The 8,226-nt window shown below is 59.7% G+C and carries 8 protein-coding genes and 1 tRNA gene; 5 read left to right on the top strand and 4 right to left on the bottom strand.

The annotated features are described in order from the left end of the window. Together AACS18_RS03950 and AACS18_RS03955 are read right to left on the bottom strand one after the other, a co-directional pair. Positions 1–1,534: methyl-accepting chemotaxis protein (locus tag AACS18_RS03950; RefSeq protein ID WP_108613758.1), on the bottom strand; the 1,534-nt coding region annotated here is incomplete at its 3' end. Positions 1,535–1,741: 207 nt separating this feature from the next. Beyond that, positions 1,742–2,239, bottom strand: coding sequence for a lactoylglutathione lyase family protein (locus AACS18_RS03955; RefSeq protein ID WP_108613759.1), 498 nt, complete (start codon positions 2,237–2,239; stop codon positions 1,742–1,744). Positions 2,240–2,339: 100 nt separating this feature from the next. Here AACS18_RS03955 and AACS18_RS03960 point away from each other — a divergent pair, with 100 nt between their 5' ends. Beyond that, a complete protein-coding gene (locus tag AACS18_RS03960) occupies positions 2,340–3,212 on the top strand; it encodes a LysR family transcriptional regulator (RefSeq protein WP_108613760.1) in 873 nt (290 codons plus the stop codon). Positions 3,213–3,357: 145 nt separating this feature from the next. Here the strand turns inward: AACS18_RS03960 and AACS18_RS03965 are convergent. Continuing rightward, positions 3,358–3,434 (bottom strand) — tRNA-Trp (locus AACS18_RS03965). 201 nt (positions 3,435–3,635) lie between these two features. Here AACS18_RS03965 and AACS18_RS03970 point away from each other — a divergent pair. The 4 genes from AACS18_RS03970 (at position 3,636) to AACS18_RS03985 (ending at position 6,545) form a co-directional block, all read left to right on the top strand. Beyond that, positions 3,636–4,178 carry a hypothetical protein gene (locus tag AACS18_RS03970; RefSeq protein ID WP_108613761.1) on the top strand — a complete coding sequence of 181 codons (543 nt, stop codon included), beginning with the start codon at positions 3,636–3,638 and terminating at the stop codon, positions 4,176–4,178. A 274-nt stretch (positions 4,179–4,452) separates the two neighbouring features. Next, complete coding sequence (gene pyrB, locus AACS18_RS03975) at positions 4,453–5,373, top strand: aspartate carbamoyltransferase (protein WP_181363402.1); 921 nt, start codon at positions 4,453–4,455, stop codon at positions 5,371–5,373. Positions 5,374–5,388: 15 nt separating this feature from the next. Next, positions 5,389–5,853, top strand: a complete 465-nt coding sequence (gene pyrI, locus AACS18_RS03980) for an aspartate carbamoyltransferase regulatory subunit (protein ID WP_005339730.1) — start codon at positions 5,389–5,391, stop codon at positions 5,851–5,853. A gap of 200 nt (positions 5,854–6,053) precedes the next feature. Next, positions 6,054–6,545 carry an arginine repressor gene (locus AACS18_RS03985; RefSeq protein WP_005339728.1) on the top strand — a complete coding sequence of 164 codons (492 nt, stop codon included), beginning with the start codon at positions 6,054–6,056 and terminating at the stop codon, positions 6,543–6,545. A gap of 132 nt (positions 6,546–6,677) precedes the next feature. Here AACS18_RS03985 and AACS18_RS03990 read toward each other — a convergent pair whose 3' ends face one another. Further along, positions 6,678–8,084 carry a YfcC family protein gene (locus AACS18_RS03990; RefSeq protein WP_005339725.1) on the bottom strand — a complete coding sequence of 469 codons (1,407 nt, stop codon included), beginning with the start codon at positions 8,082–8,084 and terminating at the stop codon, positions 6,678–6,680. Positions 8,085–8,226: the final 142 nt, after the last annotated feature.

The following is an 8,226-nucleotide window of genomic DNA, read 5'->3' on the forward strand; positions in this document are numbered from 1 at the left end:
AGTCGTGGGTGCGGCGTGACAGCACCCGCACCTCGTCCGCGACTACCGCGAAGCCGCGGCCCTGCTCACCAGCCCGCGCCGCCTCGATGGCGGCGTTGAGCGCCAGTAGGTTGGTCTGCTCGGCGATGCCGCTGATGGTCGCCAGAATGCCGCTGATCTTCTGGGCATGGCTGTCGAGCTCGTTGATGATCTGGCTGGCATCGGCCACTTCGTCCGCCAGACCGGTAATGCTGCGCTGACTCTGGCCAACCTGGGATTGACCGGCGACCGCCAGTGCAACCGCATCGGTGGCGGTAGTGGCGGCAAACTCGGCGTTACCGGCGATCTCCTGGGTAGCGGAAGCCATCTCGGTCACCGCGGTCGCCACCATCACGATCTCGTCCTGCTGCTGGCGTACCCGCTGACTGCGGGCCTGCGCCCCGGCCGCCTGGGCACGGGACTGGGCCGCCAGCTCGACGGTCACATCCCGCAACCGGCTGACGATGCCGTGCAGCCGCGCCACGAACTGGTTGAAGTTCTGGGCCAGCTGACCCACCTCATCCTTGCTGTGGGTGTTGATGTGAACGGTGAGATCCCCCTCGCCGTGGGCAATGTCGTGCAGGGCGTGCGCGACCCGACCGAGATCGGCGAACAGGTATTTGAAGGTGGCAGTGAGCAGGGCACTGAACACCAGCATCAGCACCAGGGTCAGCCCCACCAGCTCCCACAGCAGGCTGCTGAGCGGCGCCTCCAGCACATCGCGATACATCACCATGGCCAGCAGCCAGTCGGTGCCCGGTACCGGTTGTACCGCCAGCAGCACATCCCGCCCGTCGAGGGTGGCGGCGTGCAGCTCGCTGTTTTCGCGGCCCCACTGCTGGAAGGTGGCAGCAGAGAGTCCCGGCGCCAGCTCGGCGATGGGCTTGAGCGCCAAATCCTTCTGCGGATGGCCGACGATGAGGCCGCTGCTGTCGAGCAGCATGGCGTAGCCCTCACCCTGCACCTTCATCGCCAGTACTTCGTCGATCAGCTTGTCGAGCGCCAGGTTGGCCCCCACGGCACCGACCAGCTCGCCCTGATGGCGCACCGGCTCGGAGAGGGTGACCACCAGCTTCTGCATGGTGACGCTGACATAGGGGGCGGTGACGATGAGCTGCCCCGCCTTCACCGCATCCTGATACCAGGGGCGCTCGCGCGGATCATAGTTGCCGGTGTTGAGGGAGGGATCCTGCCGGGTCATCACCCCCTGCGCGGAGCCAAAATAGGTGAGCCCGAAGCCGCCCGAGGTGTAGGCCTGCTTCAGGTGCGGCACCAGCTCGGCTTGGGGGTTATCGCTGATCAGGTTGACCAGCGCATGGACGGTGTTCTTGCGATCCGTCATCCATTCGCCGATGGCGACCGAGTAGGCGTGGCCATAGTTGACCGCCTCGCTCTGGATGGCGCTCATGGTGCGGGATTTTAGGGTGTGAAAGGCAACGATGCCGAGCAGTGATGCCATCAGCAGCACCACGCCAAGACTGGTGGCCAGCAGCTTGCCGCGCAGAGAGAGGGTCATGACGACGAATCCTTGTTGTTGTGTCAGGCAGGGAAAACCCTGATGTATCAAAGGCTATCGGCCGCAATATGACCAGACTTTAGTGAATCTGTATATTTTCCCATCTATCAACAACAGAACGCGCTATTCGTGTGAACCAGAACGCTATTCCATGCTACTGACTCTTGTAACAACAAAGCAGCAGGCCGCCCGAAGGCGGCCTGTCACTTACCCCTGATATGCACCGGCGGAGTAGGTCAGCTCATAGCTGTGGCTGTAGATCTCGATGATGTTGCCGAAGGGATCTTCCATGTAGACCATGCGGTAGGGTTTCTCGCCCGGGTAGTACTCGCGTACCGGCATCCGCTGCTTGCCGCCCGCCGCGACGATGCGCGCCGCCAGCCCCTCGACATCCGGATCCTGCACGCTGAAGTGGAACACCCCGGTCTTCCAGAATTCGAAGTTGTTCTCACGGCGCTCGCTGTTGGGGAACTCGAACAGCTCGATGCCGATCTTGTCGCCGGTAGAGAGGTGGGCGATGCGAAAAGAACCCCAGCCCGGGCCGAACACGTCGTTGCACATCACGCCGATGGCGGAGTCATCCTCGGTGATGGTGGTCGCCGGCATGATGAGATACCAGCCCATCACCTTGGTATAGAACTCGACCGCTTTGTCGAGGTCAGTCACCGTGATGCCGATGTGGGAGAAGTTGCGTGGATAGGTCATACGTCACCTTGAAATTGTGTGTGGGAAACAGGTGACATGATAGGAAGGGGCGACATAATGAAAAATAAGGTCAAACTAATGGAAGGCATAAATTAAATTTATGGTTAATCCACTCTGGCTCCACACCCTGGTGGTGGTGCATGAAACCGGCAGTTTTACCCGTGCCGCCGATCGGCTGGGTCTCACTCAGGCCGCCGTCAGTCAGCATATCTCGCGCCTCGAGGCCGAATTTGGCCCCCTGCTGCTGAGCAAGCCCCGTCTGCTGGAGCTCACCCCGCGCGGGCTGGTGCTGCTCGACTTCGCCCGCCAGCAGGAGCAGGCCGCCGAACAGCTGCGAGCCCGTCTCTCTGACGACGATCCTCACCGCGGCGCCATCACCCTCACCACCCCCGGCAGCATCGGCCTGCTGCTCTATCCCCTGCTGCTCGACCAGCAACAGGAGCATCCCGGACTCACCATCCAGCACCGCTTTGCCCCCACCCCCGACATAGTGCAGGCGGTACTGGCAGGGCGCAGCGATCTGGGACTGGTGGATCAACCGCCGGAGCACCCCAGCATCGCCGCCGAGCCCTTCGCCCGCGAACCCCTCTGTCTGGTGGTACCCAACGATGGTGAGGAGCAGAGCTGGCAGCACCTCTGTCAGCTCGGCTTTATCGACCATCCGGATGGCCGCAGCATGGCTCAGCGCCTGCTGGGACGACGCTACCCCGGCCAGCGCGTTGACGAGATCCCCCTGCGCGGCTTTACCAACCAGATCGGCCTGATCCTGGAGCCGGTCGCCCGCGGCCTCGGCTTTACCGTGCTGCCCCGCTTCGCCGTCACCGCCTTTGCCCAACAGGAGAAGATCCGGGTGATCCAGAGCAGCATTGAGGTGATCGACACCCTCTGGCTGATCTACCGCGCCGAGTGGCCGCTCCCCGCCCGCCACCAGCGGCTGGTCACCGTCCTGAAACAGCGGGTTGCTGCACACTGAACGCTCTTGCGGCAGACATCGAGATCAATGTGGCCACAGTCACCGGACGGCTAACTGCAAGAAGGAGAAGAGAAAGGAGAGAGGGATAAATTGGCGAACGCCGGAAATGCGAAAGGCCAGCTCAATGAGCTGGCCTTTCTGAAAATGGCAGGGGCGGCAGGACTCGAACCCGCAACCATCGGTTTTGGAGACCGCTGTTCTACCAATTGGAACTACGCCCCTGCAACAAACGAGGCGTAGTATACAAAGCGGGTTTCAAAGGTAAAGGCTTTTTTCACACTTTTAATGCGATTGCACAAATCCCGAACAAGTCGCGCTTGTTTGTGCAGCGAAGCGGGATAACTTGCTGTATTTGCAGCCCTGCCGGGGTAGGAATGGGACATAAATGGGGGTAGGGTGAAATCAGGTACCGGGAGGCCACTTATGCTCAATTACCGACTGCTCCAACAACTGGCGCCCCTCAACTTCAGGGATGAACGCAAAACAGAGTCCCTGCCCGCCTATCTTGAACGGGTCGCGCCGCTGGTGCCCTTTATTCCTGAAAATGTGCTCTCCCAGTGGATTTACCGTCATTGGCGCGGTTTTGAGTCCAACTGGAGCTTTATCGATCTCGCCAGCCATCAATTCACCTGTGAAAGCTGGCCCACCGCGCAACTGGTGGATCAGGTGGACTCCCGCCATATGGAGGTGATCGAGCGCTGGGGGGAGATGCTGCGCAGCAACCGGTATGTCCGCCGCTCCTGGCTCGGCGAGAAAATGCTGAGCGAAGGCACCTGGCCCGAACCTGTCATCGTGCTGGTGCCGGAAGAGGGTTCCAGCTACCCGAACGGGCAACCGCTGCCGCAACCCTACTGCCTGCTGGAAGGACACCACAGACTCGGTTATTTGCGCGCCATGGCCCGCGATGGGGAATCGCTGCAAGAGACGCACAAGGTGTGGATTTGTCGTCATGTTTCCGCCACTTAAACGTTTTTCATGCTGAAATTGGCATCGGAAATAAAATTTTGACAATTAAAAAAGCGGCCCTATAATCTGTCCGGTTTTGAAAAAGGTCGGGACGAAACGATGCAGTTTTTGATTCAGAAAACAGCCTTGCAGACGTGTGGTGCGCACCAGAGCGGCCCCGTTGTTTCCGGTTCCCACCCCAACGATCCCCAGTTATTTTTAAAAAAAGCCCCTGTTTCAGGGGCTTTTTTTTGTGCCCGAAAAACCTCCAATGATGTCAAAGGGAATGCAGACGATGACCAATCCACTCTATAAGAAACATGTCATCTCCATTTCGGACCTGACCCGGTCAGAAATGGAACTGGTAGTCTCAACCGCACAACGGTTGAAGGCTGAACCTGACACCAGCCTGTTGAAAAACAAGCTGGTTGCCAGCTGCTTCTTCGAAGCCTCCACCCGCACCCGCCTCTCGTTCGAGACCGCGGTACAGCGCCTTGGCGGCAACATCATCGGCTTCGCCGACGGTGGCAACACCAGCGCCAAGAAGGGTGAGACGCTGGCTGACTCCATCAAGATCATCGGTTCCTACTCGGATGCGGTGGTGATGCGCCACCCGAAAGAGGGCGCGGCCCGTCTGGCCTCCGAGTTCTCCTGCGTGCCGGTCATCAACGGCGGCGACGGCTCCAACCAGCATCCGAGCCAGACCCTGCTCGACCTGTTCACCATCCATGAGACCCAGGGTCGTCTGGACAACCTCAACGTCGCCTTCGTCGGTGACCTGAAATATGGCCGCACCGTACACTCGCTGGCCCAGGCCCTCAGCCTGTTCAACTGCCGCTTCTTCTTCATCTCCCCGGAAGCGCTCGCGATGCCGGACTACATCTGCGAAGAGCTGGAAGAGAAGGGCATCCAGTTCAGCGTCCACCAGACCATGGAAGAGGTGATGCCGGAGCTGGACATCCTCTACATGACCCGCGTCCAGAAAGAGCGCTTCGACGAGACTGAATACAAGCACATGGCTGCCAAGTTCATTCTGGAGCTGGCGACTCTGGAAGGGGCCAAGCCCACCATGAAGATCCTGCATCCCCTGCCCCGCGTCGACGAGATCGATGTGGCGGTCGACAAGACTCCCCACGCTTGCTACTTCCAGCAGGCGGAGAACGGGGTCTATGCACGCCAGGCGCTGCTGGCACTGGTACTGAACGAAACTGTCTGAGCTTAGGGGAATATCATGTCTGACAAGAACCAACTGCAAGTCGAAGCCATCCGTCACGGCTCCGTCATCGATCACATCCCCGCTGGCCAGGGCATCAAGATCCTCAAGCTGTTCCAGCTGGTTGAAACCCAGGAGCGGATCACCGTCGGCTTCAACCTGAAATCCGGTGCGCTGGGCAAGAAGGATCTCATCAAGATTGAGAACACCCGCCTGACCGAACAGCAAGCCAACCAGCTGGCACTGTTCGCCCCGAAAGCGACCGTCAACATCATCGAAGACTTCAATGTGGTGAAGAAGCACCAGCTGGAGCTGCCGGAGTTCATCGCCGGGGTGTTCCACTGCCCCAACTCCAACTGCATCTCCCACAACGAGCCGGTAGACAGCTACTTCCGAGTGCGCGAAGTGAAAGGCGTGGTACGGATGAAGTGCAAATATTGCGAGAAGTCCTTCACTCAGGACATCGTCAGCGAGCGTTACTGATATCTGATTGGGCCCCACGGGGCCCATTTTTGAACCCTGTCACATCACCAAATTTCCAGTTAGCTATAATTTGCCATCGCAAGATGGTAATGCCCGCTCATTCCCTGCATATAGATGGATTATCAGTGTTTTTGCCTGATAACTGACTGCTATGGCAGATATCGCGCGTTTACCTCCGGTCATCATCAAAGGAATTCGCCGTGGTCAAAACCCTCAGTCGTCCCGTTGCCCAAGAGCCCGATCTGGCCCAGCTGGATGCCTGTCGCCAGATCATCGGTCAGCACTGCTACAGCACCCAGGAAGAGATCCGCCGCGAGCTGTCGGAGCGGGGCTTTGCTGACATCAGCCAGTCCACTATCTCCCGTCTGCTGCGCCGCCTCGGCGTGGCCAAGGCGCAGAATGCCAACGGCAAGAAGGTCTACACCCTGGTCGATGAGCAGTTGGAGCCCGCCGGCAGTACCCGCTCTATCCACGACATGGTGCGCGAAGTGGTACACAACCAGCAGATGGTGCTGATCCACACCACTCCGGGGGCCGCCACCGTGGTGGCTCGCCTGCTGGATCGCAACGCCAATCCCGAGATCATGGGCGCCGTCGCGGGCAATGACGTGGTGCTGGTCGCGCCGCGCCATATCAGCCGTACCCGTCAGGCCCATGCCGCCGTGGTGCGCACGCTGGCGCAGGCACGCTAAGCTATTTCCCCTAAATACATCGAGGCGACCCGCGGGTCGCCTTTTTGTTGCTTGCTATTTTGTGTTCATCACTTCTTGCGCCCATAAAAAACGGGAGCCCACAGGCTCCCGTTTTATCTTGCTTGTTATCCCTCAGGAGAGCACAGCGCCCAGGCTCAGGCAGACCACGATCAGCACGGTCAGGATACCGAGCAGCGGAGCCACCCACTTCAGCCAGCGCACATAAGGCACCTTGGCAATCGCCAGACCGCCCATGACCACAGCGGAGGTCGGAGTCACCAGGTTCACCAGACCGGAGGCAGACTGGTAAGCAGTCACCACCAGATCGCGGCCCACGTTGGCGAAGTCGGCCAGCGGCGCCATGATCGGCATGGTCAGTACGGCCAGACCGGAGGAGGACGGCACCAGGAAGGAGAGCACCACTTCCAGCACGAACATCACGTTGATAAAGACGATGGTGGAAAGGCCGGTCACGATCCCTTCTGCACTGTGCAAAATGGTGTGAGTGATCATGCCGTTATCCATCACCACTACGATACCGCGGGCGATACCGATGATCAGCGCCACCCCCAGCAGGTCACGCGCACCATCGATAAAGTTGGAGGTCAGCTCCTCTTCGCTCATGCGGGAGATGAGACCAACGATGATGGCGGCAGCCAGGAACACACCGGAGATCTGCGCCATCCACCAGCCCAGCACGGCCACACCGTAGATCATCACGGCAAAGGCAGCGACGAAGATACCCAGCACGATTTTACGGGTCAGGGTGAACTCCAGCATCTGGTCGCTCTTGTTGCCAAGGAAGTGGGCACGGTTCTCTTCCCACTTGTCAGCTACCAGGGATTTGCTCGGATCGCTGCGCACCATCTTGGCGTAACGCATGACGTAGGCAACGCAGAGCAGCCAACCGGCGACCAGCATGGCGACGCGCAGCCAGATACCATCGGTGAAGGAGATACCGGCGGCGTTGGCGGCGATAACGGTGGCAAACGGGTTGATGGTAGAACCGAGAGTACCGATACCGGCACCCAGCAATACGGTTGCAGCCGCCACCACAGGGTCAAAACGGGCGGCCATCATCACCGGCACCAGCAGGGTGTAGAACGGCAGCGACTCTTCGGCCATGCCGTAGATGGTGCCGCCTGCGGCGAACAGCGCCATCAGGATCGGGATCATCCACTCTTCACGGCCGCGCAGGCGGTCGGTCACACGTTCAATACCGGCATCGATGGCACCTGTCTTGGTCACAATGCCAAGAAAACCACCGATGATCAGGATAAAGAGGGAGACGTCGATGGCGCCTGCCTCATAGGTGTCGTGGTTGTAGAGGCCATCGATAGGTGCCAGCAGCACGTCGACGATCCCCTGGGGATTCCCCTCCACCAGTTTGTAGGTACCCGCCACCGGCACTTCTTTGCCGAGGGCTTCGTTCATGGTCATCTCATATTTGCCGGCCGGCACTATCCAGCTCAGGGCGGCCACCAGGGCGATCAGCACAAACAGTATCGTGTAGGCTGACGGGAACTTGAATTTGGTCATGGTCCAGCTTCCTTCTGTGGGTGTGGTATCCATGCAGGCTGCGGGTTGTAGGGTTAGAGGTATTATGCCGCTGTCACATGGTCGAAAAGCCGGGGGTCGCCCCCCGGCACCACTACTGCGACCTTAGTCGCCCAGCGTAGCA

It is taken from the genome of Aeromonas sp. HMWF015 (genome assembly GCF_963878965.1).
Taxonomy (GTDB): domain Bacteria; phylum Pseudomonadota; class Gammaproteobacteria; order Enterobacterales; family Aeromonadaceae; genus Aeromonas; species Aeromonas veronii.

Excerpts from the sequence above, each read along its gene's own strand:
- AACS18_RS03955 (WP_108613759.1), bottom strand. The coding sequence starts at position 2,239 with ATGACCTATCCACGCAACTTCTCCCACATCGGCATCACGGTGACTGAC.
- AACS18_RS03960 (WP_108613760.1), top strand. The coding sequence starts at position 2,340 with ATGGTTAATCCACTCTGGCTCCACACCCTGGTGGTGGTGCATGAAACC.
- AACS18_RS03970 (WP_108613761.1), top strand. The coding sequence starts at position 3,636 with ATGCTCAATTACCGACTGCTCCAACAACTGGCGCCCCTCAACTTCAGG.
- pyrB (WP_181363402.1), top strand. The coding sequence starts at position 4,453 with ATGACCAATCCACTCTATAAGAAACATGTCATCTCCATTTCGGACCTG.
- pyrI (WP_005339730.1), top strand. The coding sequence starts at position 5,389 with ATGTCTGACAAGAACCAACTGCAAGTCGAAGCCATCCGTCACGGCTCC.
- AACS18_RS03990 (WP_005339725.1), bottom strand. The coding sequence starts at position 8,084 with ATGACCAAATTCAAGTTCCCGTCAGCCTACACGATACTGTTTGTGCTG.